Source organism: Bradyrhizobium sp. HKCCYLRH3099 (assembly GCF_051167855.1).
In the GTDB taxonomy this organism is placed as follows: domain Bacteria; phylum Pseudomonadota; class Alphaproteobacteria; order Rhizobiales; family Xanthobacteraceae; genus Bradyrhizobium.
Window position 1 is genome coordinate 31,313 of record NZ_JBNPTW010000003.1, and the last position, 23,117, is coordinate 54,429.

General features: G+C 67.4%; 18 protein-coding genes. 8 read left to right on the plus strand and 10 right to left on the minus strand.

Going from position 1 to position 23,117, the window contains the following annotated elements:
• The first annotated feature begins 128 nt into the window (after positions 1 to 128).
• The 8 genes from ACQR1Y_RS08500 (at position 129) to ACQR1Y_RS08535 (ending at position 6,832) form a co-directional block, all read left to right on the plus strand.
• The gene (locus ACQR1Y_RS08500; RefSeq protein ID WP_434858034.1) at positions 129 to 452 is read left to right on the plus strand and encodes an integration host factor subunit beta; all 324 of its coding nucleotides are present in this window, start codon (positions 129 to 131) and stop codon (positions 450 to 452) included.
• A gap of 79 nt (positions 453 to 531) precedes the next feature.
• On the plus strand, positions 532 to 924 hold the full coding sequence (locus ACQR1Y_RS08505; protein WP_434858035.1) for a lipopolysaccharide assembly protein LapA domain-containing protein: 393 nt from the start codon (positions 532 to 534) through the stop codon (positions 922 to 924).
• A gap of 75 nt (positions 925 to 999) precedes the next feature.
• Positions 1,000 to 1,659, plus strand: a complete 660-nt coding sequence (locus ACQR1Y_RS08510; RefSeq protein WP_434876314.1) for a phosphoribosylanthranilate isomerase — start codon at positions 1,000 to 1,002, stop codon at positions 1,657 to 1,659.
• On the plus strand, positions 1,656 to 2,879 hold the full coding sequence (trpB, locus tag ACQR1Y_RS08515) for a tryptophan synthase subunit beta (RefSeq protein ID WP_434876313.1): 1,224 nt from the start codon (positions 1,656 to 1,658) through the stop codon (positions 2,877 to 2,879). The genes ACQR1Y_RS08510 and trpB overlap by 4 nt, the downstream gene beginning before the upstream one ends.
• Entirely contained in the window at positions 2,876 to 3,712 is an 837-nt protein-coding gene (gene trpA, locus ACQR1Y_RS08520) for a tryptophan synthase subunit alpha (protein WP_434876312.1), read from the plus strand. Before trpB ends, trpA begins: the two co-directional genes overlap by 4 nt.
• 94 nt (positions 3,713 to 3,806) lie before the next feature.
• The gene (gene accD / locus ACQR1Y_RS08525) at positions 3,807 to 4,745 is read left to right on the plus strand and encodes an acetyl-CoA carboxylase, carboxyltransferase subunit beta (protein WP_434876311.1); all 939 of its coding nucleotides are present in this window, start codon (positions 3,807 to 3,809) and stop codon (positions 4,743 to 4,745) included.
• Positions 4,742 to 6,079, plus strand: a complete 1,338-nt coding sequence (locus tag ACQR1Y_RS08530) for a bifunctional folylpolyglutamate synthase/dihydrofolate synthase (protein WP_434876310.1) — start codon at positions 4,742 to 4,744, stop codon at positions 6,077 to 6,079. The genes accD and ACQR1Y_RS08530 overlap by 4 nt, the downstream gene beginning before the upstream one ends.
• Before the next feature lie 12 nt (positions 6,080 to 6,091).
• Entirely contained in the window at positions 6,092 to 6,832 is a 741-nt protein-coding gene (locus tag ACQR1Y_RS08535; protein WP_434876309.1) for a metallophosphoesterase family protein, read from the plus strand.
• Here the strand turns inward: ACQR1Y_RS08535 and ACQR1Y_RS08540 are convergent, their stop codons facing one another.
• The 10 genes from ACQR1Y_RS08540 to coaBC form a co-directional block, all read right to left on the minus strand.
• Positions 6,833 to 7,846 carry an ATP-dependent DNA ligase gene (locus ACQR1Y_RS08540; RefSeq protein ID WP_434876343.1) on the minus strand — a complete coding sequence of 338 codons (1,014 nt, stop codon included), beginning with the start codon at positions 7,844 to 7,846 and terminating at the stop codon, positions 6,833 to 6,835. It abuts the gene before it with no gap.
• A 141-nt stretch (positions 7,847 to 7,987) separates the two neighbouring features.
• Positions 7,988 to 8,311, minus strand: a complete 324-nt coding sequence (gene trxA, locus ACQR1Y_RS08545) for a thioredoxin (RefSeq protein ID WP_006611141.1) — start codon at positions 8,309 to 8,311, stop codon at positions 7,988 to 7,990.
• Positions 8,312 to 8,411: 100 nt separating this feature from the next.
• Entirely contained in the window at positions 8,412 to 11,885 is a 3,474-nt protein-coding gene (gene addA, locus ACQR1Y_RS08550; protein ID WP_434876308.1) for a double-strand break repair helicase AddA, read from the minus strand.
• Positions 11,879 to 15,025, minus strand: coding sequence for a double-strand break repair protein AddB (gene addB, locus ACQR1Y_RS08555; protein WP_434876307.1), 3,147 nt, complete (start codon positions 15,023 to 15,025; stop codon positions 11,879 to 11,881). Before addB ends, addA begins: the two co-directional genes overlap by 7 nt.
• A 416-nt stretch (positions 15,026 to 15,441) precedes the next feature.
• The gene (locus tag ACQR1Y_RS08560) at positions 15,442 to 16,164 is read right to left on the minus strand and encodes a nucleotidyltransferase family protein (protein ID WP_434876306.1); all 723 of its coding nucleotides are present in this window, start codon (positions 16,162 to 16,164) and stop codon (positions 15,442 to 15,444) included.
• Between the two features lie 157 nt (positions 16,165 to 16,321).
• Positions 16,322 to 16,627 (minus strand): PilZ domain-containing protein, encoded by a 306-nt coding sequence (locus ACQR1Y_RS08565; protein WP_315716899.1) that lies wholly within the window; start codon positions 16,625 to 16,627, stop codon positions 16,322 to 16,324.
• 180 nt (positions 16,628 to 16,807) lie between these two features.
• Positions 16,808 to 18,334, minus strand: coding sequence for a tRNA (adenosine(37)-N6)-threonylcarbamoyltransferase complex ATPase subunit type 1 TsaE (gene tsaE / locus ACQR1Y_RS08570; RefSeq protein WP_434876305.1), 1,527 nt, complete (start codon positions 18,332 to 18,334; stop codon positions 16,808 to 16,810).
• The gene (locus tag ACQR1Y_RS08575; RefSeq protein WP_434876304.1) at positions 18,331 to 20,838 is read right to left on the minus strand and encodes a PAS-domain containing protein; all 2,508 of its coding nucleotides are present in this window, start codon (positions 20,836 to 20,838) and stop codon (positions 18,331 to 18,333) included. The genes tsaE and ACQR1Y_RS08575 overlap by 4 nt, the downstream gene beginning before the upstream one ends.
• A 193-nt stretch (positions 20,839 to 21,031) precedes the next feature.
• Positions 21,032 to 21,490: a dUTP diphosphatase gene (gene dut, locus ACQR1Y_RS08580; RefSeq protein ID WP_434876303.1), complete on the minus strand. Its 459-nt coding sequence runs from the start codon at positions 21,488 to 21,490 to the stop codon at positions 21,032 to 21,034.
• On the minus strand, positions 21,487 to 22,908 hold the full coding sequence (gene coaBC, locus ACQR1Y_RS08585) for a bifunctional phosphopantothenoylcysteine decarboxylase/phosphopantothenate--cysteine ligase CoaBC (RefSeq protein WP_434876302.1): 1,422 nt from the start codon (positions 22,906 to 22,908) through the stop codon (positions 21,487 to 21,489). The genes dut and coaBC overlap by 4 nt, the downstream gene beginning before the upstream one ends.
• Positions 22,909 to 23,117: the final 209 nt, after the last annotated feature.

Sequence of the window (23,117 nt, forward strand, 5' to 3'; positions counted from 1 at the left end):
GTGTGTGTCCGGGTGGCCCGAGATCGGGCCCCGCAATGCGGCCCGCCGGCTCGATGAATGATTTAGCGTCTTGACAGTCCTGCATATTTTCACGGAAATGGGACTGTCTCCCCGGGTACATTTTCTCGATGATCAAATCCGAGCTTGTTCAGCGTATCGCCGAGCACAACCCGCACCTCTACCAGCGGGATGTCGAGAATATCGTCAATGCGATCCTCGATGAGATCGTCGCCGCGCTGGCGCGTGGCGATCGCGTCGAGCTGCGCGGCTTTGGCGCCTTCTCGGTCAAGCATCGGCCGGCCCGCGCCGGGCGCAACCCGCGGACCGGCGCACATGTCCCGGTGGACCAGAAGAGTGTCCCGTTCTTCAAGACGGGCAAGGAAATGCGTGAGCGGCTGAACCGGGACAACCCCGAGGGCGCTGGCGCAGATGCCGACGATTCGGACGAGTGACGCGTAGGTCGCGCCAGCCGCGAGAGTCGTCCGCGGCTGATTTCAAGGCCAACCTGGCCTGACTGATACGAGCGAGCGCATGCGAAAATTCCTCACGGTCGTGATCGTTCTTCCGCTGCTGGTGCTGTTCGTCATCTTCGCGGTCGCCAATCGGCATTTCGTTACCGTATCTTTTGATCCGTTCAATGCGGTGAATCCTGCGCTGGCGGTTTCGGTGCCGCTGTTCGCCCTGATCATTGCCGTTGCGATCGCGGGTGTGGTCGCCGGCGGTTTTGCGACCTGGATTGGCCAACACCGGTGGCGTCGCGCCGCGCGCCGCCACCAGGCGGATGCCGAGGCCGCCCGGGCGCAAGTGGCCCAGCTCAGCGCCGCTGCGCGCGCCAACCAGGGCTCGGGTCAGTCGCTGGTTCCGGCCGCCCCCGCCCGGCTTTTCGCCCCTTATGGGCGAGACAAGCAGGGCGCCGCGTTGTAGAAGGCGCCAAGCCAGCGCGGCCTCGACATCGCTTGCGGCTGGTGATCCCCTCCGTTCGGACGTGCGTTCTTATCGATGTCCCTGCTCGTCAAAATCTGCGGCCTGACCACGCCCGACACCCTCGGTGCGGCGTTGGATGCCGGCGCCGAGATGGTGGGTTTCGTGTTCTTTCCGCCGTCGCCGCGCCATATCGGGCTGACGGCCGCGCGTGACCTCGGCCAGCAGGCGAGAGGGCGCGCGCTGAAGGTGGCGCTGACCGTCGATGCCGATGACGCGACCTTCGAAAACATCATCGAGACGCTGCGGCCGGATCTCTTTCAATTGCACGGTCGCGAAAGCGTCGCGCGTATTCGCGATCTCAAGCAGCGGTTCGGTCGGCCCATCATGAAGGCGTTGCCGGTCGAGACGGCGGCCGACCTCGCGCCGCTGGCGGGCTACTCTGACGTCTGCGATCGCATCCTGTTCGATGCTCGCGCGCCCAAGGACGCGACGCGTCCCGGCGGGCTGGGCGCGACCTTCGACTGGCATGTGCTGCAGGGATTGAAGCTCGACCGCCCGTTCATGGTGTCCGGTGGACTGAGTGCGGACAATGTCGCCGAGGCGGTGCGGGTGACGCGCGCGGGCGGCGTCGACGTGTCATCTGGCGTCGAACGGACGCCGGGTGTGAAGGATTGCGATCTGATCCGGGATTTCATTCGTGCGGCGCGGGCCGCTGACAAGTTGAGCGTCCAATGACCACGACCATTCCCAATTCCTACCGCAGCGGTCCTGACGACCGCGGCCATTTCGGCATCTTCGGCGGCCGCTACGTCGCCGAAACCCTGATGCCGCTGATCCTGGATCTCGAAAAGGCCTATGCCGAGGCCAAGGCTGATCCCGCGTTTCAAGCGGAGATGAACAGCTACCGGACGCATTATGTCGGCCGTCCGTCGCCACTGTACTACGCCGAGCGCCTGACCGAGCATCTCGGCGGCGCCAAGATCTACTTCAAGCGCGACGAGCTCAATCACACCGGCTCGCACAAGGTCAACAATGTGCTCGGCCAGATCATGCTGGCGCGGCGCATGGGCAAGCAGCGCATTATCGCCGAGACCGGCGCAGGCCAGCATGGCGTCGCCACCGCGACCTTGTGCGCGCGCTTGGGCCTGGACTGCGTGGTCTATATGGGCGCCGTCGACGTCGAGCGGCAGCAGCCGAACGTGCTGCGCATGGAGATGCTCGGCGCCAAGGTCATTCCGGTGCAGTCCGGCGCCAGGACGCTCAAGGACGCGATGAACGAGGCGCTGCGTGACTGGGTCACCAACGTGCACGACACCTTCTATTGCATCGGCACGGTCGCGGGCCCGCACCCCTATCCGATGATGGTGCGCGACTTCCAGTCGATCATCGGCCAGGAGACGCGGACCCAGATGCAGGAGGCCGAAGGCCGGCTGCCGGATTCGCTCGTCGCCTGCATCGGCGGCGGCTCCAATGCGATGGGCCTGTTTCATCCCTTCCTCGATGATCCCTCGGTCGAGATCTTCGGCGTCGAGGCCGCGGGCCACGGCCTGACCCAGCTGCATGCGGCGTCGATCGCTGGCGGTCGTCCCGGCGTGCTGCATGGCAACCGCACCTATCTGCTGATGGACGACGACGGCCAGATCGCCGAGGCACATTCGATCTCGGCCGGCCTCGACTACCCTGGCATCGGCCCCGAGCATTCCTGGCTGCACGAGGCCAAGCGCGTGACCTATCTGTCGGCGACCGATGACGAGGCGCTTGACGCGTTCCTGCTGCTGTCCCGGCTCGAGGGCATCATCCCGGCACTCGAGCCGTCGCATGCGGTCGCCAAGGTGATGCAGCTCGCGCCGACCAAGCCGAAGGACCATTTGATGGTCGTCAATCTGTGCGGCCGCGGCGACAAGGACGTGCCGCAGGTCGGCGAGATCCTGCGTAAGAGGGCGAAACAGTCGTGACCAGCCGGATGGATGTGCGCTTCGCGCAGTTGAAGAGTGAAGGCCGTTCGGCATTCGTGACGTTCGTGATGGGCGGCGACCCCGATCCCGAGACGTCGCTCGCGATCGTCAAGGCGCTGCCGCAGGCGGGCGCCGACATCATCGAGATCGGCATGCCGTTCACCGATCCGATGGCCGACGGTCCGTCGATCCAGGCCGCGGGCCTGCGGGCGCTGAAAGCGGGCATGACCTTGAAGAAGACATTGCAGCTGGTGCGCAGCTTCCGCGAGAGCGATGCGGCGACGCCGATCGTGCTGATGGGTTACTACAACCCGATCTACATCTACGGCGTCGACAAGTTCCTCGTCGATGCCAAGAGCGCCGGTGTCGACGGCCTGATCATCGTCGACCTGCCGCCGGAGGAAGACGACGAGCTGTGCATTCCCGCGCTCAAGGCTGGGCTCAACTTCATCCGCCTGGCGACCCCGACCACCGATGACAAGCGGCTGCCCGCGGTGCTCGCGAACACTTCCGGCTTCGTCTACTACGTCTCGATTACCGGCATTACCGGTGCGGCCGCCGCGGACTCCTCCGCCGTCGGCGCTGCCGTGGCGCGAATCAAGCGCCATACCGCGCTGCCGGTCTGCGTCGGTTTCGGCATCCGGACACCGGAAGCCGCCCGCGCCATCGCCGCGAACGCCGATGGCGCCGTGGTCGGCACCGCCCTGGTCGATGCGCTGAAGGCGAGCCTCGATTCGGAGGGCCGGGCCACGGCCAAGACCGTCGGCGCGGTCGCCGACCTTGCCGCAGCCCTGGCCCAGGGCGTACGTGGCGCCCAGCAGGCCGCGGAATAGCCATCAACCACCCGTGTAAGGAGCGCCGCGGCACGGCTTGCCGTGGCGCTGCTGTCCCGCCATATATCCGGGCGACCGCCAAACGGAGCTTTTCATGAACTGGCTTACCAACGTGGTCCGGCCGAAGATCCGCAACATCCTGCGCCGCGAGACGCCGGAGAACCTCTGGATCAAGTGCCCGGATTCCGGACAGCTCGTGTTCTACAAGGACGTCGAGGCCAACCAGTTCGTCATCCCCGGCTCCAACTACCACATGCGCATGGGCGCCTCAGCCCGGCTGAAGTCGATGTTCGACAACGAGACCTGGTTCGACGTCGCGCTGCCCGAGGTCACGCCCGATCCGCTGAAGTTCCGTGACGAGCGCCGCTATGCCGACCGCATCAAGGACGCGCGGGCGCGGACCGGCATGAACGATGCCGTCAAGGTCGGCTTCGGCAAGCTCGAAGGCATGGGCGTCGTCATCGCCGTGCAGGATTTCGACTTCATGGGCGGCTCCCTCGGCATGGCCGCGGGCGAAGCGATCGTGCGTGGGCTCGAGCTCGCGGTCGAGAAGAAATCGCCGTTCATCGTGTTCGCGGCCTCCGGCGGCGCGCGCATGCAGGAGGGCATCCTGTCGCTGATGCAGATGCCGCGCACGACGGTCGCCGTGCAGATGCTGCGCGAGGCCAAGCTGCCCTACATCGTCGTGCAGACCAATCCGACCACCGGCGGCGTCACCGCATCCTACGCGATGCTGGGCGACGTCCACATCGCCGAGCCCGGCGCGCTGATCGGCTTTGCCGGTGCGCGCGTCATCGAGCAGACCATCCGCGAGAAGCTGCCCGAGGGTTTTCAGCGCGCTGAGTACCTGCTCGACCATGGCATGGTCGACATGGTCGTGCATCGTCATGATCTGCGCCCGACCCTGGCGCGGCTGTGCCGCCTGCTGACCAAGGCACCGGCCGTCGAACACGCAAAACCCGCGCCGCAGCTGCCGCCGCCGGCCAAGCCCGCCGAGGCGGCGGAAGCGCCGGCGGTCGCAACGAGCGCGTGAACGCTTCTGCCGCCAAGCCTTCGCTCGACGAGCTGATCACGCGGCTCTCCGCGCTGCATCCGAGCAAGATCTCGCTCGGGCTGGAGCGCATGCACCGGCTGCTCGCGCAGCTCGATCATCCCGAGCGCAAGCTGCCGCCGGTGATCCACGTCGCCGGCACCAACGGCAAGGGCTCGACGGTTGCTTATTTGCGCGCGATGCTCGAAGCGGCGGGGCTGCGCGTCCACGTGTTCACCTCGCCCTGGCTGGTGCGCATCAACGAGAGCTATCGTCTCGGTCACGTCGGCGGCGGCGTCCTCGTCGATGATGACGAGCTGATATCAGCGCTGCTCGAATGCGAACGGGTCAATGCCGACGCGCCCATCACGTTCTTCGAGGTAAAGACCGTTGCGGCCTTCGTGCTGTTCGCGAGGCATCCGGCAGATGTCGTGCTGCTCGAAGTCGGTCTCGGCGGCCGGCTCGATTCGACCAACGTCGTCGAGCAGGTCGCGGCCTCCGTGCTGACGCCGATCAGCATGGACCACATGGAATTCCTCGGCGATACCCGCGCGCTGATCGCGGCCGAGAAGGCCGCCATCATCAAGCGTGGCTGCCCGGTGATCTCGGCCGCGCAGGAGCCCGACGCGATGGCGGTGATCGAGCGCGAGGCCAGGCGCCAGCGCGCGCCGCTGTTCGCCGCGGGCGAGAGCTGGCACGTCAGCGTCGAGCGCAATCGTCTCGTCTATCAGGACGATCGTGGTCTCCTGGATCTGCCGGCACCAAAACTGTTCGGCCGGCATCAGTTCGACAATGCGGGGCTTGCGATCGCGACCCTGCGCGCGCTCGATCAGTTCAAGCTCACAACGAAGGCATTCGAAGACGGCATCGTCAATGCCGAGTGGCCGGCGCGCATGCAGCGGCTGTCGAACGGCGCGCTCACCGCGATCGCGCCACAGGGCGCGGAGATCTGGCTCGACGGCGGCCACAATGCCGAAGGCGGCCGCGTCGTCGCCGCGGCCATCGGCGATCTCGAAGAGCGCGTCTCGCGGCAGCTCGTCGTCATCGTCGGCATGATGGGCAACAAGGATGCCGCCGGCTTCCTCGCCAATTTCGCCGGGCTGACGCGGCACATCATCGTCGTTCCCATTCCGAACGAGAGCAAGGCCATGGCCCCGGCCGATCTCGCTGCTGCCGCGCGCACGCTCGGCATGCGCGTCGAGATCGCCGACGGTGTTGCTTCCGCGCTCGCCGGCATTGCGCGGCTTGCCTATGAGGTGCCGCCGCGTATTCTGATCACGGGGTCACTTTATCTCGCAGGCCACGTGCTCGACCTCAACGGCACGCCGCCGACCTGAGGACAACACCATATGCGCTTTGCCGCGATCGCCGACGTCCACGGCAATCATCTCGCACTCGAAGCCGTGCTCGCCGATATCCGTGCGCAAGGCGTGACCGAGATCGTCGATCTCGGCGACATGGCGAGCGGCCCGCTCGATGCGCGAAAGTCGCTCGACAGGCTGATGGCGCTCGATGCGGTGCATGTGCGCGGCAATCATGATCGCTGGCTGATCGATCGGCCGTTCGAGAAGATGGGCGCCTGGGAGCGCCCGGCCTATCCGCAGCTCGACGCTGGGCATCTCGACTGGCTGCGCACGATCCCTGCCACGGCTGTCTATCGCGACAAGGTTTTCCTCTGTCATGCGACGCCTGAGGACGATAACGTCTACTGGCTCGAGAGCGTGGCGCCGGATGGCGCGATCACATGCGCGCCGCTCGATGAGATCGAGAAGCTGGCCGCCGGGATCTCTCAATCGCTGATCCTGTGCGGGCACACGCACACCGCGCGTGCCGTTAGGTTGAGTGACGGTCGGCTGATCGTGAACCCTGGCAGCGTCGGCAGCCCTGGCTATTCCTACAACGTTCCGCATCCGCACGTCGTACAAGCCGGCAGCCCCGACGCGCGCTACGCGATCCTGGAGCTGACGCCAGCCGGTTGGAGCGTGAGCTTCCGCCATGTGCCCTATGATAACAGCGCGATGGCCGAGCTGGCGCGCGCCAATGGCGACAACGAATTTGCCTCGGCGCTCGCGACCGGCTGGATCCGCTGATCAGGCGAGCAGCTTGATGGGGTCGGCGACCTTCTGCGCGAGCTGCTCAAACGTGCATTGCTTCGGCGCCTTGTCCGGACGCCAGCGCAGGATCGAGGTGCCGTGGCGGAAACGCTCGCCGGAGAAGTGGTCGTAGCACACCTCGATCACCAGCTTGGGCTTCAGTGGACACCATTCCGCCGAGCGCTCCGTCGACCACCGGCTCGGCCCGCCCGGCGCGTTGCCGGTGAAGCCTGGTGACGCAATCAGCGGCTCGAGCTTGTCGGTCAGCGCGAGCTTCTCTGCGGCTTTGAGCGCGGAGGTGAAGCCGACGTGATGCAGCAGGCCGTCCTCGTCGTAGAGTCCGAGCAGCAGCGAGCCGACCAGCTTGCGGCCGTTCGCCGCTTTGTTCGTGGCGTAACGGAAGCCGCCAATCACGCAGTCGGCCGAGCGATAGCGCTTGATCTTCTGCATGCCGTCGCGGTTCCCCGCCTGGTAGGGCAGGTCGATGCGCTTGGCGATCACGCCATCCGAGCCGCCGCCGGAATGTGCCAGCCAGTCCTGCGCCGTCGCGAAGCGCGTGGTTGCGGGTGACAGCCGGAACGTCGGATGATCAGTGAAGTTCGCCTTGGCGAACGCTTCCAGCGCCGGACGCCGCTCGTGCAGCGTTTGCGCGACCAGCTCCTTTTCCTTCGCCGTCGCCAGCAGGTCGAAGGCGAGGAACAGCGCCGGCGACTCCACGGATAGCTTCTTCACCCGGCTGGCGGCGGGATGGATTCGCTGCAGCAGCGCGTCGAACGAGAACGACTTCGCCTGCGGCACCACCAGCTCGCCATCGAGCGTGAAGCTGATCGCCTTCAGCTCGCGTGCGGCGGCGACGATCTCCGGGAAGTAGCGCGCAAGATCCTCGCCGGCCTTGGACTGCATCGTCACATGAGCGCCGTCGCGCGACAGCAGGCAGCGGAAGCCGTCCCATTTGGGTTCGTACTGCCACTCCTCGCCGCGCGGGATCACATCCACCGAGCGCGCCTCCATGGCCAGAAGGCTGGACTTTCGGGAGGGCGAGCGATGAGCACGGGCGGGCATGGCGAGACCTGAAAACGCTGAAACACCCCTCTCAACGCAAACGGCCGGCGAATCCGCCGGCCGTTCGAGAAAAATCCTGGTTCCGAATCGTCACATCGACGACGAGATCCACTGCTGCAGCTTGGCCTTCGGCGCGGCGCCGACCTGGCGGGAGGCCATCTCGCCGCCCTTGAACACCATCAGGGTCGGGATCGACATCACGCCGTACTTCGAGGCCGTCTTCGGGCTCTCGTCGACGTTCAGCTTGACGATCTTGACCTTGTCGCCCATCGCGCTCGCGATCTCGTCGAGGGCCGGAGCGATCATGCGGCACGGACCGCACCACTCGGCCCAGAAATCGACCACGACCGGACCGTCGGCCTTGAGCACTTCGCTTTCGAAATCGGCGTCGGAAACCTTGGCTACGGCGGCCATGGAATTTACCTCTGTTCTGTTGGAGGGAGCGGCACGGATGCGCCGCCTCAGCGTGGGTGTCAAAGTATGAATGGCCTGTTGCCGGGTCAAGCACGCTCACTCAGTCGTGCTGGGATGGCAGCATGGCGTCTAGCGCGGAGGCAGGAAGCTCCATGAATTCAGGGGCTTCGGTCCAGAGCAGGGCCGCCCGGACGGCGCGTCCGGGGTACAACTGGCCGAGCACGGCCCGGTACAGCGCGAGCTGGCGGAGATAGGCCTCGGGCACCTCGGCCAGCGCCGAGGGCGGCTGCTGGTTGGTCTTGAAGTCGACGATCAGCACTTCGGTCTCGGTGACCACCAGACGGTCGATCTGGCCGGAGACCAGCGCCGCGGGATGCCCCGCCTGCGCAAGCCGGCCGACGATCGACACCTCGGCGCGGCTGCCGGGCGCGAACACGGCGGCAAAACGCGGGTCCTCGATCACCGTCAGCACGCGCGCGGTGAGTGCGGCACGGTCGTCCTCCGGCCAGTCCGGGGCATTGCGAAGCAGATAGCGCAACGCGGCGTCGCGCCGCCGCTCCGGCGTCACGTCGGGCAGCGATTGCAGCAGCCGGTGCACCAGCGTGCCGCGCTGCATCGCGAGACTGCGCGCGGCCAGCGATTCGCCTGATCGCACCGGCCGCTCGTCGGCGGACGGGTCGGATGGCCGGAGCACGGCAACCTCGCCAGGTGCCTCGATCGCCGCCGTGCGCAGCCAGGACGGCAGTTCGACGGCAGCCTCCACGATCTGCCGCGCTTCATCCTTGGCGGTCTCAGCGATGTCCTCGGCCCGCGCGTAGCGCTTGACCGGACCGTCCTCCGTCTCGATCACCTCGACCTGCAGCCCCGCGGCATCGAGGCCGCGCGCCATCAGGTCGTACCAGCTGCCGCCGCGGACATTGTTCATGTTGCCCGGCATGCAGCCGCCGATGACGAGGCGGTCCGCGGCGCGGGTCATCGCGACATAGAGCAGCCGGCGATACTCGTCCTCGGTCTCCTTGAGCATCGCCGCGCGGGCCGCCACCACAGCTTGCGGATCTTCCGCCTTGCGCCCGGCCCAGACCACGATCTCCCGCTCGCCATGCGGGACGTGAATCAGCCGCAGCCGCTGCGAATCCGCCGGCGACGACGTCGTGTCGACCAGGAACACCACGGAGGCTTCGAGGCCCTTGGCGCCGTGCACGGTCATCACGCGCACTTCGTCGCGCGAGATCTCCATGTCGCGCTTCACCTCGGTATCGGCGGCGCGCAGCCAGGCGATGAAGCCCTGCAGCGAGGCGGGCGCCTTGCGCTCGTAGGACAGTGCCAATTCGAGGAATTCATCGAGCGCGTCGTTGGCCTCGTGGCCGAGCCGCGCCAGGATGCGCCGCCGGCCGCCATCGCCGCCGAGCAGCCAGGCGTAGAACGCGAACGGCGTGTCCTCGGCCGCGCGACGCTCGCATTGCTGCAGCCGCCGAACGACCGCTTGTAGTCGTGGGTCATCAGCGGCATGCGCACTCAGCGCCTCGCGCAAGCTGCCGCGGCGTTGCCAGGCCAGCTTGAACAGATCGTCATCATCGAGGCCGAACAGCGGGCTCTTCAGCGCCGTTGCCAATGCGAGGTCATCCTGCGGCAGCAGCAGCGCGTCGGCGAGGTTCATCAAATCGATGATCGCGATGTGCTCGGTCAGCTTCAGACGGTCGGCGCCGGCGACGGGAATGCCGGCGTGCTTGAGCGCCTGGATCACGGCATCGAACGCGGTACCGCGCCGGCGCACCAGGATCAGCATGTCGCCATAGCTCAGCCGCCGTCGCGCGCCGTCATGGCCGGTCATCGTGCCTCCGCGGATCAGCCGCTTGATCTCGGCCTGGATGCGCCGCGACAGCTTCACCTCGGGACTGGTCACCGAGACGCCGTCGAATGGCGCGCGCCAGCCCTCGATCTCCTTGCGGTCGTCGCGCTCGCACAACGACCACAGCTCGACCAGGCTCGGCCCGGCATCGGTGAGCGCATTGTGGATGGGGTAGCCGATATCGGGCGAATGGATGCTGCTGTAGACCTCGCGCTCCCGGAACACGTGGTCGACCGCGTGCAGCACGGTCGGCCCGGAGCGGAACGAATAGGTGAAGGACACCGGATCGAACAGCAGCCCTGCGTCGGTGAATCGCTTCTGCAACTGCCGCCGTCGCGCATCGAATTCATGCGGGTCGGCGCCCTGGAACGAGAAGATCGACTGCTTCTCGTCGCCGACGGCGAAGATCGTGCGCGTCAGCCCATCGCGCGCGCCGGCGCCTGAGGTGAACTCCTCGATGATGTGGGCGACGATATCCCACTGTCGCGGGCTGGTGTCCTGCGCCTCGTCGATCAGCACGTGATCGACGCCGCGGTCGAGCTTGTAGTGCACCCAGCCGGCGGAGACGCGATTCAGCATGACCAGCGTCTTGTCGATCAGGTCGTCATAGTCGAGCAGACCGCGCTCTTCCTTCTCGCGGCGATAGTTCGCCGCGGCGGCGGTCGCGATCTGCAGCAGCGCCTCGGTGCGGTCACGCACGACGGCGGCGCGGCGCTTCTCGATCAGACGATCGAGCCGGCGCGCTTCCGACTCGAACAGCCCGGCAAGGCCGGGATTGCTCTCGGCGAACTTCTTGGTCAGCACCGATTTGCGCGGTTCCTTGTCGTCGGTGAGGAACACGCGAAGATATTCGTCGACCTGATCGCTGCCCGAGAACGCCAGCGCCGCACGCAGTTGATCGGCCTGCTTCTGATCGGTCTTGGCCCCGCCGTCGAGACGCGCGGCAATCTCGGTCCAATCCGCGCGCGGCAGATTGGGGCCTTCGAGAATGTCGTGCTCGATCGCCTCCAGCGTCTCATCAGCGCCGATGCCGAGGACCTCGCCGAGATGCTGCGCGGCGACCTCGACACGGCCGGCACCGTCAGTCCAGGCCATGAAATGATCGCGGCTGAGGCAGGCCTCGCGTACGACCTCCTTGAACGTGGAGTCGGCGGCATTGGCCATCGCCACCTGCAATGCACGCCCGACCGCGCTGTCCGGCGCCCTGGAGGCATCCAGCAGCACCTTGAGATTGGCGCGCTCCATCATCTCGGTCTGGTCGCGGTCGTCGAGCACCGAGAACCGCGCCGGCACGTTGGCCTCGAACGGAAACTGCTGCAGCAGCCGCGTGCACAGCGCGTGGATGGTCTGAACTTTCAGCCCGCCCGGCGTCTCCAGCGCGCTAGCAAACAGCTTTCGCGCTGCTGCACGGAGCTTCTTGTCGGATGCAACAATGCCGGTGGACTTGATCGCGCTGTCGAGCGCGTCGTCGTCGAGCGTCACCCAATGGCCGAGCGTCGAGAACACGCGCTCGGCCATGTTGGCGGCGGCGGCCTTGGTAAAGGTGATGCAGAGGATCTTTTCCGGCGGCACGCCGTCGAGCAGCAGCCGGATCACGCGCTGCACCAGCACATGCGTCTTGCCCGAGCCGGCATTGGCCGACACGAAGGCCGAGGCGGCCGGGTTCGATGCGCGCGTCTGCGCGTCACGTACGGCCTGCGGAATGGGGCGGGGCGCCTTTACCATTCCTCCACTCCCAGGCCGCCGGCCGCCGACCATTCCTTGATGCGCGCGAGGTCGTCATAGCTGCCGTAGCGGTTCGCCCACATCGACAGGTTCAGCGAGGTGTAGCCCTGGCTGGGATCCTCGAAGCTGCGGATCAGCTCCTCCAGCTTGGTGCGGGCCTCCTGCGCGGCCTGGTCCGGATGCTGCGGCGTGTCGCTCTTGTTGATCTTGAGTTCAAGGATACGCTCCTCGCCGGGCGGATTGTTGCCGGACAATCTCACATAGACCAACTGACTGATCAGGCTGCCGGCGGGAATGCCGTCGAAGCCGCCCTCGCGCAGGATCGCGGCCTCCAGCGTCAGCTGCGGCGACAGGCCCATGCGCACCTGCTTCGCCGTCGGCGGCTGTCCCGTCTTGTAGTCGAGGATGGCGTAGGTGCCCTCGGCGCGCTGCTCGATGCGGTCGGCGCGCGCCGACAGCATGAAGATGCGATCTTTGCCGAGGGGAATGCCGATCTCGCCGCGGATCTCCGCGGTGATCGCGCCGATCTGCTCGCGGCGCGCGGTCTCCCAGGCCGCGAACCAGCCGGCGATGCGCTGGAAGCGCGGCCACCACAGCGCGCGCGCTTCGGGCCGCTCCATCAATGGCGCAAAATGCTTCTCGCCGATCACGCGCAAAGCATGCGCGGGATGCAGCGGCAGCGCCTCCGAATATGTTTGCGTGAATTCGCCGATGGCTTCGTGGATCGCAGAGCCGCGATCGGCCGCCGACAGCGGCATGTCGACGGGATCGAGCGGATCGAGTCGCAGGATGTAGCGCGCGAAGATCGTGTAGGGATCGCGCAGCCAGTCCTCGATCGCGGTCACCGACATCCGCAGCGGGCGGGCCTCCAGCGGCGGCTTCGGGGCCGGCTGCTCGACCGGCTTCACCTCGCGCGGCTGGTCCAGCACCTCGGCATAGCGGACATAGGTCTCGCCGCGCGCCTCCGCCGCTTTCCAGCGCTCGGCGCCGGCGACGGCTTCGAGGCGATGCAGGAAGCGCGAGGCCACCGCCGGCGCGCCGCCGGATTTTGCCGCATGCGTCAGGATCACTTCGGGCGCGCCGAGCAGCTGCGCGAAATCGTGCGCGGAGAGACCGATGCGGCGCTCGGGCAGATCGAGGCCGAGCTGATGCCGCATCGGGCGGCTGAGCCAGGGATCGATGCGCGGCGCCGGCGGCCAGATGCCCTCGACGAGGCCGCCGATGATCATCCGGTCGGCCTGCATCAGCCGGGCCTCGAGCGGACCGTAGATCTGCAGCTGCGCGCCGTGGCGCTCGGGACGGCGTACCGCGCGGTCGGAGAAGGCGGTGTGGAAGAGGTCCGGATAGTCCGACAACGGCGCCATCAGGCCGCAGCGTTCGCCGGAGGCGAGCAGATCGTCGAAGCAGCGTGCCAGCGCCGCGCCGTCGCGATCAGTGAAGGCGGTGGTGAGGCCGACGTCGTCGGTCGACAGCGCGATCAGCACCTCGCGATGTCGCGCGGCGAGTTCGGCGAAATCCTGCGGGCGCGGCGAGGCGAGATTTTCCAACGGTGCGAGTGCCGTTTGCAGCTGCGCGATCAGTGCGCCGGCCTGGTCGAGCTGATCCGGCTTGAGCCGTGCGCGCGGCTCGGCACGGTGCAGCGACGACGCTTCGCCCTGATGCAGTTTTGTATGCTCGTCACGGAAGCGGGCGAAATCGCGCGCGAGTCCGCTGGTACCGGCTTGCGGCCGCGTCCCGCGGAGCAGCGCGAGCTCCAGCGTCTCGATCGCCTGCTTCCAGCCATTTGCCGCGCGGCCGAGCCGGCACAGCGGATGCTTGAGCAGCGCCAGCAAGGTCGGTGGCTCCAGGCCGCGCGCGGCGGCTTCCGCGGCGAGCCGCGCGAAGATGCCGGCGGGCGTTTCCAGCAGTGCGTCACCGCCGGAGTCATCGAAGGTCAGGTGCCAGCGTGTCAGCGCCGCCATGACGCGGCGCGCCAGCGCGCGGTCCGGCGTCACCAGCGCGGCGGACTTGCCGAGATGGCGTGCCTCGCGCATCGCGATCGCAATCGCCACCGCTTCCATCTCCGGATTGGGCGCGGCGACGACGGACAGATTGTCCATCGCCTCGGCGATGTTGGCGGCGATGTCGAACTGGCGCAGCCGTTCGTGCCACACGGCGGTGGCCTCCGACGGCCGCATCGCCTCGGAGATCAGCACCTCGCGGCCGCCGCGGCCCGGAGGCGCGAGGCGGACGACATCGCGCCGCTCCAGGCCGAAGCGCTTGAGCAGCAGGTGCATCGCGTATTGCGGATGATTCACCGCGGGTGGGGTGATCACGCGCCCGGCACGATCCTTGGCGCCGCCGATCGAAGCCCATGCCGCTTCGTCGAGATCAGTGTCGAGCCCGGGCAGTACCACGGCGCCGTGCGGCAGCTTGGCAACCGCGAGCAGGAATTTTGCGGTCGCCGGCATCGAGCCGGTGGAGCCCGCCGCGATCACGGGTCCATCGGGATGCGCCGACAGCCGTGCCGCTTCAGCCGCGATTAGCAGATCGCGCCGAGCCGCCGGCTCGATGCGCTCGATCTCCTGCAGATAGGCCGGCCACGCCGTGCGCGCGATGCGCAGGAACTCCAGCGAATACTGCCAGTATTTGTCGAGCTGATCCGGCACCAATTCGTCGAGCGCATCCCAGGACACGCCGCGCGTCACCATGTCGTCGATCAGACGTGCGAGGTCGCCGGCGAGTGCAAGCGTCGAGGCGGGGCCGCCGATCACCAGTGGCGCCGAGACTGGCGTCTTGGCCCAAGCCGCCACCAGCCGCGCCAGCGTCAGTCGACGCTGCAGGTCGTCGAGCCGCTCCGGAATCTCCAGCGGCGCGGGGCCGAGGAATGCGTCGCGATCCTCAGCAAACGCCAGCTCGTCCTCGTCGATATCGCCGAGTGCGACCAGCCGCGGCAGCACCGCGGCATCGGTCTTCAGCTCGTCGAGGAACATTTCGCGGGCAACACGGAGCGAGCGCCGCGTTGGCAGATACAGCGTGGCCGTCGCCAGCCGCGCCGGATCGCTGCGCGCCTCAAACCCGTCGACCAGCCGGCCATCCACCAGCGCGGCGATCACGCTGCGCAGGAACGGCGCCGAAATGGGAACAGTGAAGACGCGCATGGCCTGCGATTCGCGGGTGGACTCTCGGCGTCTATATAGGGAGCGGGGGACGGAAGGTCATACCCAGGGTGTGGATGGGTGTTGATAGGTGCGTGACCTTCCCGCGGGTGAGGCACCCGTGCGGGGAAAGTCCCAACTACAGCTCGTTTTCCACTGTCATCGCCCGGTTCAACCGGGCGATCCAGTACTCCGTGACGGTCGGGTTTCGATCGATAGGCCGCAGCGTACTGGATCGCCCGCTTTCGCGGGCGATGACGGTGGATTTGTGGAACGAGCTACTCACCCACCGTCATTGCGAGCGCAGCGAAGCAATCCAGAGCCACGCCTGGAGCCCTGGATTGCTTCGCTGCGCTCGCAATGACGGAGACAAACGTAAGCGTTGCCGCATCGGGTCGCGCTGTGCGTCGGGACGGAGATTACGCCGCGCTCTCCAGCAGCGCCTCTTCGGCTTCCTTCACCGCGGCTGGCGTGCCCACATGCATCCACACGCCTTCGAGGCGCAGGCCGAACAGGCGATCCTGCTCGTTGGCCTTGTCGAACATCTTTGTCAGCGAGAACTCGCCCTTCGGCGCGCCGTCGAAGATCGCCGGCGAGATGATCGCGGCGCCCGCATAGACGAAGGGGACGACCTGATGTTCCCGGCGCTTCCGCAGCGTGCCGTCGGCGAGCATCGCGTAGTCGCCCTGGCCGGAATAGCCGATCGAGGTCGCCGTCGGCGCCATCAGCAGCATGATGTCCATGCGCTCCGGATCGAAGGCGTCGGCGAGACGCGAGAGGTTCTGGCGCACGCCCTCGATCCACATCGTGTCGGAATTGACGTGGAAGAACGGCGCGTGGCCGAGCAGCGGCAGTGCCTTGACGACGCCGCCGCCGGTGCCGAGCACCTGGTCCCGCTCGTCGGAGATGATCACGCGCGGCGAGCTGCGCGTCGCGGTGTGTTCGATGATCTGGTCGGCGAGGTAATGGACGTTGACGACGGCTTCGGTGACGCCGGCTTCAGCCAGGCGGTCCAGGACATGGTCGAGCAGCGGCCGTCCGGCGACGCGCACCAGCGGCTTGGGCATCGTCTCCGTCAGCGGGCGCATGCGCAATCCGAGACCGGCGGCGAGGACCATGGCTTTGTGCGGCTTGACGGGCATCTCAGGCAATCTCGATCAAAGGTGGTATGCGCGAATCATACCACGCCAAAACATCTATCGTCTCGGCCGGTTGCGATAGCCTGACGCCATGACGAATATGCGACGGCGTCCCGCTGCCGTCGTGATGCAAGATGCCGCAGAGGTGTTTTGCCCGCCGTCAGGCCTCGGCGGCGGCGCGCTTGTTGGTCTTCTTCTTGCCCTGCTTCAGGAAGGTGACGCCGATCTGGTCGCCATTGACCCAGGCGAGCTCGCAGCGCCGGTAGGCGAGGCCGGTCGACGACAGCAGCAGGAAGAATTCCTTGAGGTGCAGGCCCTCGACGGAGCCCTCGACCGTCAGCTTGGCGCCGGTCTCGGAGACGTCCTCGATGGTGCAGTTGCGCCGCCAGGTGCCGTCGATGCCCATCATGAAAGCCGGGATGCCGCGCTCGAAGACGACGCGCTCGCCCTTCATCCGCTCTGCCATCGCACCCTCCATTCCGCACGGCGCAACCGGGCGCCGTAGGGCGCAAGGTAAGCGGGGATGGCTAAGAAGCGGTAAAGCTACGGGAGTGTGTCTTGGGCCCAAACTGTCGCGCCAGTGGCTGTCCGCTCCCCTCCCCCTTGCGGGGAGGGGAGCGCAGCGGTGGTGCCGTAACAGCGTGCCTCAAACGTCGGCCGGAGGCGGCACGTTGGCCGCATACCAGTCGCGGATCGGATCTAGCGCCGCATGCACCAGCGACCGGTGCAGATAGTCCCAGATGCGGGGCTGGTGCTTGAGGTAGTGCGGCTTGCCGTCGCGGCGGTTGAGGCGGGCGAAGGTGCCGAGCAGGCGGGTGTTGCGCTGGGCGGACAGGATGGCGTAGTCGGCACGGAAGGCGTCGGCGTCGAAGTCGGCGGACGCGGCCTGGCGCGCTGCGATGTAGCGGGCGAGCAGCGTCCCTTCGATATCGGCCGGCACGTCGATGCGGGCGTCCTGCGCCAGCGACACCACGTCGTAGGCGGGCGGGCCCATCACCGCGTCCTGGAAGTCGATCACGCCGACCCTCGCGATGCCCTCGCGCGCGGGCAGCCAGAGCAGGTTCGGCGAGTGATAGTCGCGGATCACCCAGGTCTTCGCGCCGGCAAGCGGCGCTTCCAGCAGGTCGCGCCACATCTCCAGGAATTCGGCGCGCAGCACCTGCGACGGCTCCACCCCGCGATCCGGCAGGTACCATTCGAGCATCAGGCTGATCTCGATCAGCATGGCGTCGACGTCGAAGGCCGGGACCTTGTAGGTGACCTGCGGCGCCAGCGGCAGCACCGAGGGCACGTCCTGCGCATGCAGCGCCGCAAGCAGATCGGTCGCGGCCTCATAACGCTCGACGATCGGGCGCGGCGGGTCGCCTTCGATCACGCCCTCGCGTCCGAGATCCTCGGTGATGAGAAAGCCGTGGTCGAGATCGGCATCGTTGATCTTCGGCGCGGAGATGCCACGGCCGCGCAGCGCGCCGGCGATCGCGACGAAGGGGCGAACGTCCTCGGCCAGATGCACGGCGCCGCTATACGGCTTGCCGTTGTAGATCGCCGGGCCATCGGGGCGCTTCGGGGAGTTCATCAGGATGAAGACGCGCTCGCCCTTGTAGAGCCTTGCATAGGAGCGGGTCGAGGCATCGCCGGCCATGCGCTCGCGGCGCGACTTGGCGTGCCCCGCTTCGGCGAGGAAGCCGCGCAAGGCTTTCAGCCGCGCGACGATCGGCGCCACCTTGCCGGTGCCGGTGATTTCGACGTTGCGCGCGCTGTCACCCAGGGACGGGTCGTGGCGCAGCGCGATGTCGATCCGGTCCCGCGGCAGCGCATCGCCGGCGCGCTCGGGCCATTCGATCAGGACGACCGTCGCTTCGGGCAATGGCGAGAGCCCGATCTCCTCCAGCTCGGAAGGATCACTGATGCGATAGAGGTCGGCATGCACCAGAGGGAAGCTCGGCAGGTCGTAGCTCTGCGCCAAGGTGAAGGTCGGGCTCGGCACCTCGAGGTCGGCATCGTCGGCGAGATAGCGGATCATCGCCCGCGCGGCGGCCGTCTTGCCGGCGCCGAGATCGCCGGTGAGCGTGATCAGCACGCCCGGGCCGATCAACAAAGCGAAGTCGGCCATCAGTGCGGCGGTTGCCGTCTCGTCCGCCAACGGCGTGGTGAATGTCTGTTGGTCCGTCATTCCGCGGCGTTGCGTTGCGCGATGTGGTCGGTCGGGAAGTCACAGGTGACCGTGGTGCCCTTGCCGACCACCGAATCCATTCGCACCTTGCCGCCATGCAGCTCGACGAAGGAGCGCACCAGCGACAGGCCGAGCCCGGCGCCGCGGTGGCGCGAGCCCTGCGAGCGGCTGACGAACCAGTCGAACATCTGGTCCTTGATATCAGCGGGGATCCCCGGGCCGGAATCGGTGACCGAGAAGGCGACGCTGTGATCGGTGCGGCGGGCCGACACGATCACGGTGGAATCCTGCGGCGAGAAGCCGACGGCGTTGGCGAGCAGATTGTACAGCACCTGGACGACGCGGCGCTCGTCGCCGACGAAGCTGCCGACGTCGGCGGCGACCTCGACCTCGAGGCGGATGCGATCGGTGGCGAGCCGGTCCTGCACGCCCTCGGCGGCGGCCTCGATCGCCTTGGCGGCGTCGACCGGGCCGAGCTCCAGCTTCATCGCGCCGGCGTCGATGGTGGCGAGGTCGAGAATGTTGTTGGTCAGCGCCAGCAGCGCGTTGGTCGATTTGGTGACGTAGTCGAGATATTCGGCCTGCTTCGGCGTCAGCGGTCCGGTCGACGGGTCGGACAGGAAATGCGCGAAGCCGATGATCGTCGTGAGCGGGGCGCGCAGCTCGTAGGACACGTGGTGGACGAAGTCGATCTTCATCTGGCCTGCGGCTTCGAGCGCCTCGTTGCTCTCGCGCAGGGCCCGCTCGACATTCTCGGTGTCGGTGATGTCCTGGAAGGTCAGCATGGTCGCGCCGTCCGGGAGCGGACGGCTCATGCAGTCGAGCACGCTGCCGTCCTTGCGTTCGAGCTTCAGCGCGACGTCGAGCCGGTTCTCGATCGAGGTGATGGCCTCGCGGATCGTGCGCCAGGCGACGGCGTCGTCGTAGAGCTGCAGGCACCAGGATTCGACGGTGTCGATATGCGGATGCTCGCGCAGGCGATCCGGCGACAGCCGCCACATCTTGGCGAAGGCCGGATTGAACAGCTCGACCCGGCCGTTCGAGCCGAACACCGCGACGCCCTCGGCGAGGCTGTCGAGGGTCTCGCGCTGGACGCGGATCAGGCCGTCGAAGCGGCGGGCGAGCGCAAAGCTTTCGGTGACGTCGTCGAACAGATAGGTCACGCCGCCCTCGGGGTTGGGCGTGGTGATGACAGACATGGCGCGGCCGTCGGGCAGGAACCAGGTGTCCTTGGCGGCTTCGACCGCGCGATAGGCCTCGTGCAGTTTGGCCTTCCAGGCACGGAAGTCGGCCTGCTCGGGCAGCTTGCGCGCGGCGCGCAGCCGGTCGAGCACCGAGGAATCGTCGGGCTGGCTGTCCAGGAAGCTCGTCTCGAGGTCCCAGAGCCGGCGATAGGAGTCGTTGTAGAAGGTCAGGCGGCGCTGGCCGTCGAACACGGCGACGCCCGACGACAGTTGGTCGAGCGTGCGGCGGTGCGCCTCGTGCATCCGCACCAGCGCCTCGGTGAGCGCCGCGGCCTCGCTGGCATCGATGGCGACGCCAGCGCTGCCGGCACCGAGCGTGAAGGCGCGCACGTCGTGCATGCGGCGCTCGCCGCCCATGACAATCGGCAGCCGGCCTTCGAAATGTCCGCCGGCGCCGAGCGCGCGCTGCAGATCGGTGCGATCGGCGGAATCGAGCAGTTCTAGATTGCGGCTGATCGCGTCGGGCACGTCGCGCGCATCCGCCGCACGCGCGTAAGCCGCATTGACATAGCTGAGCGTGCCGTTGGCCTGCCGCGCCCAGATCGGCCAGGGCAGCGCGGAAGCGAGCGCGCGCAGCGATTCCGTCTCCTCGCCGAGCGCTTTCAGCCGAAGCTGCGTCTCGGCGAGCTCGCGGCGCAGGCCGGACAATTCGCGGATGCGCACGATGGCCTGGCCGCCGATGGCGCGGCCCATCGCCTCGATCGCTTGGCCATGCGACGTCGTCAGATGCAGCAGGAAGCCTTCGCCGGCCTCGCGCAACGCATCCACCGCGCGATCGATCTGCAGCGCCGGTTCGGGCGGAAGCCAGGTTCCGAAGGCGAGGATGCGGTGCGGCTGATCCGCCGGCACCAGCATTGCGGTATCGCCGGAGATCTGCGGGCGATGGCCGCCCGCGGGCCAGGCGATCAGGATCTGCGGCTCGGCGAACAGCAGCGCGCGGTAGCGGTCGGCCTGCAATTGCAGCTCGGCGACATCGGCGCGAAGCCGCGCTTCCTTTCGCGCGGCGGCAAGACGCGTGCGTACCAGCGCGATCGCGGCGACGACCGAGAAGCCAAGCAGCGCCAGCATCGCCGTGATCTCGGCGATGTCGGAACGGCTCAGCTCGAACAGAGTAGAGATCGCATCTCCCGGCACGCCATCGCCCGCGAGGACCGGTGTGGCCGGCGCAAGCGCAGTCGCAGCGAGACCCATCAGGCCCTTGCGCGCGAGTGACGTGCACGACAGCAGCGTCTGACGCATCACCACGATCACGCCCGACATATTTGCCCCAAACCGCACGAAAGTTCCGCGCGGCGCCGATCGCATCGACCGCGCCGTTTCACGAATCAATCAACAATACCCGCATCGGGACTCCAGCGGTAAGAGTCCAGACCGTGAACGGTGGTTGCACGGGATGAAAATGCGTTCATCGATGGGCATAGCCGAGTCGGAACTGTGGCGAAGCGCCCGTAGTTCAACGGCCCGTCGAGCCGAAACCACCGCTGCCGCGCACGGTCTCCGACAGCGTGGTGGCGACGCTGAGTTCGGCGCGCACGACGGCGGCGATCACCATCTGCGCGATGCGCTCGCCACGCTTGATCGTGAACGGCTCCCGGCCGTGGTTGATCAGCAGCACGCAGATCTCGCCGCGGTAGTCGGCGTCGATCGTGCCCGGTGAGTTCAGCACGGTGACGCCATGCCGCGCCGCAAGCCCGGAGCGCGGCCGCACCTGCGCCTCGTAGCCGTCGGGAAGCGCGATCGACAGACCCGTCGGTACCATCGCGTGGCGGCCAGGGTCGAGTGTCAGCGGCGCATCGGCCGGCACCGCGGCGAGCAGGTCCATGCCGGCGGCGTGCACGGTCTGATAGGCCGGCAGCGGCATGCCCTGGCCATGCGGCAGGATCTGAACGTCGATGCGGATGCTGTTCGTCACGCTGATGGTCCTATCGTTCGGGCGATCTCGGCGACGAGGGCGGTCGCGACCTCGTCCTTGGTCATGATCGGCCAGGACGCGACATGGACGCCGTCGGCGTCCTTCGTCAAGAGATGCACGGTGTTGCGGTCGCCACCCATCACGCCGGTCGCGGGCGAGACGTCGTTGGCGACGATCCAGTCGCAGCCCTTGCGCGCGAATTTGGCCTTGGCGTTGTCGATCAGGTGTTCCGTCTCGGCGGCGAAGCCGATGACGAGGCCCGGCCGCTTCTCCGTCAGCTTGGAGATGGTGGCGAGGATGTCGGGGTTCTCGACTAGTTGCAGCGGCGGGATCGCCTTGTCGGTCTTCTTCAGCTTCTGCCCGCCTTCATTGGCCACCCGCCAGTCGGCGACCGCCGCGGCGAAGATCGCGACGTCGGCCGGCAGTTCGGCCTCGACGGCGTCGAGCATCTGCCGCGCCGATTCGACATGCGTGACTCTGACGCCCTTGGGGTCGGCGAGATCGACCGGCCCGGCGATCAGCCGCACGTCGGCGCCTGCGGCCTGCGCGGCGGCGGCGATGGCAAAGCCCTGTTTGCCGGAAGAGCGGTTGGCGATGTAGCGCACCGGGTCGATCGGCTCATGCGTCGGCCCGGCGGTGATCAGCACGCGGCGGCCCGCGAGCGGGCGCGGCACGGGTGGCTTGAGCATCGCGACGATGGCGTCGGCGATCTCGGTCGGCTCGGCCATGCGGCCGACACCGGCCTCGCCCTTCTCAGCCATCTCGCCGGCGTTCGGCCCGATCATGTGGATGCCGTCGCGCTGCAGGGTCGCGGCGTTGCGGCGGGTGGCGGGATTGCTCCACATCATCGGGTTCATCGCCGGCGCCAGCAGGATCGGCCGGCTCGCGGCGAGCAGGATGGCGCTGGCGAGATCATCGGCCGCGCCTTGCGCCATCTTGGACATCAGGTCAGCGGTGGCCGGCGCGACCACGATGAGGTCGCAGTCGCGCGCCAGCCGGATATGGCCGACGTCGAATTCGCTGCGGGCATCGAACAGGTCGGTGAAGACACGGTCGCCGGACAGCGCGGACGCTGCGAGCTCGGTGACGAACTGGGTCGCGGCCTTGGTCATGACGCAGCGGACATGGATGTGGCGCTCCCGCAGCCGCCGGATCAGGTCGAGCGATTTGTACGCGGCAATGCCGCCGCCGATGATCAGGGTGACGCGGGCCTCACGGGCGGTGCCGGGTTGCGGCACCAGCGGTTCGGGCGGGGGCGTGGGTGGCGTCGACGGCGGCTCGGACGGATCGACCGGCTCGATCAGCGCGCGCAGGATGACCCGGACTTCCTCCTCGACGGAGCGGCCGTTCTGCGCCGAGCGCAGGCGGAGATAGGCTTTCAGCGAATCGTCGAGCTTGCGGATGGTCAGGCTGGCCATGACCGCCTCCCCAGCATTGTCGTTGTGATGTCAATGCTAGCAGAAAATGATGGCAGTGCAATCATTCGCTGGCGTCGACCACCGACCCGGCGGCGGCCTCGGTGCAACCTCGCCCCGCCAGGGCGAAGCGAAGCTTCGCTAAGGCGGGGAGAGGTCGGATCGCATCGCGAGATGCGATCCGGGTGAGAGGGGCTTTCCGCACGGTCGGC

Excerpts from the sequence above, each read along its gene's own strand:
- ACQR1Y_RS08560 (WP_434876306.1), bottom strand. The coding sequence starts at position 16,164 with ATGCCCGTCAAGCCGCACAAAGCCATGGTCCTCGCCGCCGGTCTCGGA.
- trxA (WP_006611141.1), bottom strand. The coding sequence starts at position 8,311 with ATGGCCGCCGTAGCCAAGGTTTCCGACGCCGATTTCGAAAGCGAAGTG.
- addA (WP_434876308.1), bottom strand. The coding sequence starts at position 11,885 with ATGGTAAAGGCGCCCCGCCCCATTCCGCAGGCCGTACGTGACGCGCAG.
- addB (WP_434876307.1), bottom strand. The coding sequence starts at position 15,025 with ATGCGCGTCTTCACTGTTCCCATTTCGGCGCCGTTCCTGCGCAGCGTG.
- ACQR1Y_RS08535 (WP_434876309.1), top strand. The coding sequence starts at position 6,092 with ATGCGCTTTGCCGCGATCGCCGACGTCCACGGCAATCATCTCGCACTC.
- ACQR1Y_RS08500 (WP_434858034.1), top strand. The coding sequence starts at position 129 with ATGATCAAATCCGAGCTTGTTCAGCGTATCGCCGAGCACAACCCGCAC.
- ACQR1Y_RS08540 (WP_434876343.1), bottom strand. The coding sequence starts at position 7,846 with ATGGAGGCGCGCTCGGTGGATGTGATCCCGCGCGGCGAGGAGTGGCAG.
- ACQR1Y_RS08505 (WP_434858035.1), top strand. The coding sequence starts at position 532 with ATGCGAAAATTCCTCACGGTCGTGATCGTTCTTCCGCTGCTGGTGCTG.
- coaBC (WP_434876302.1), bottom strand. The coding sequence starts at position 22,908 with ATGGCCAGCCTGACCATCCGCAAGCTCGACGATTCGCTGAAAGCCTAT.
- ACQR1Y_RS08565 (WP_315716899.1), bottom strand. The coding sequence starts at position 16,627 with ATGGCAGAGCGGATGAAGGGCGAGCGCGTCGTCTTCGAGCGCGGCATC.
- accD (WP_434876311.1), top strand. The coding sequence starts at position 3,807 with ATGAACTGGCTTACCAACGTGGTCCGGCCGAAGATCCGCAACATCCTG.
- tsaE (WP_434876305.1), bottom strand. The coding sequence starts at position 18,334 with ATGACGGACCAACAGACATTCACCACGCCGTTGGCGGACGAGACGGCA.
- trpB (WP_434876313.1), top strand. The coding sequence starts at position 1,656 with ATGACCACGACCATTCCCAATTCCTACCGCAGCGGTCCTGACGACCGC.
- ACQR1Y_RS08575 (WP_434876304.1), bottom strand. The coding sequence starts at position 20,838 with ATGTCGGGCGTGATCGTGGTGATGCGTCAGACGCTGCTGTCGTGCACG.
- ACQR1Y_RS08510 (WP_434876314.1), top strand. The coding sequence starts at position 1,000 with ATGTCCCTGCTCGTCAAAATCTGCGGCCTGACCACGCCCGACACCCTC.